The sequence below is a fragment of the Vibrio sp. 2134-1 genome, assembly GCF_033339495.1.
This window is the reverse complement of sequence record NZ_JAWOUS010000863.1, coordinates 1-541: the sequence shown is the minus strand read 5'-3', so window position 1 is coordinate 541 and position 541 is coordinate 1. Positions and strand designations below refer to the sequence as shown.

At 48.1% G+C, this 541-nt stretch carries 1 pseudogene; it reads left to right on the top strand.

The annotated features are described in order from the left end of the window. Window positions 1-541 (top strand): annotated as a pseudogene (locus tag R7R78_RS28955) (L-arabinose isomerase); the annotation flags it as partial.

The following is a 541-nucleotide window of genomic DNA, read 5'->3' as shown; positions in this document are numbered from 1 at the left end:
GAAATCGACATGGATTTCATGAACCTCAACCAAAGTGCGCACGGTTGCCGAGAGTTTGGCTTCATTGGCACCCGTCTGAATATTGAACGTAAAGTCGTAGTCGGACACTGGCAAGAACCGCAAGTGCATAGAGATATCGACGATTGGTGTCGCGCCGCTATTGGTGTGAATGCAGGTCAGCACCTGAAAGTCGCCCACTTTGGCGACAACATGCGCCAAGTCGCGGTCACGGAAGGCAACAAAGTCTCTGCGCAAATCCAGTTTGGATATGAAGTGAATGCGTACGGTCTTGGTGAGCTCAGTGACGTAGTCAACTCGATATCAGATGCGGATGTAAATCACCAGCTAGATGAATATGCATCCATGTATGAGATGTCTCCAGACTTGTTCAACGACTCTGATTTGAAAAAGCTGATGACGCAAGAGGCACGTTTAGAACTTGGGATGGAATCTTTCCTCAAATCTGTTGGAGCAGGCGCTTTCACCAACACGTTTGAGAACCTAACTGGCTTAACAAATTTACCAGGACTAGCAACGCAGC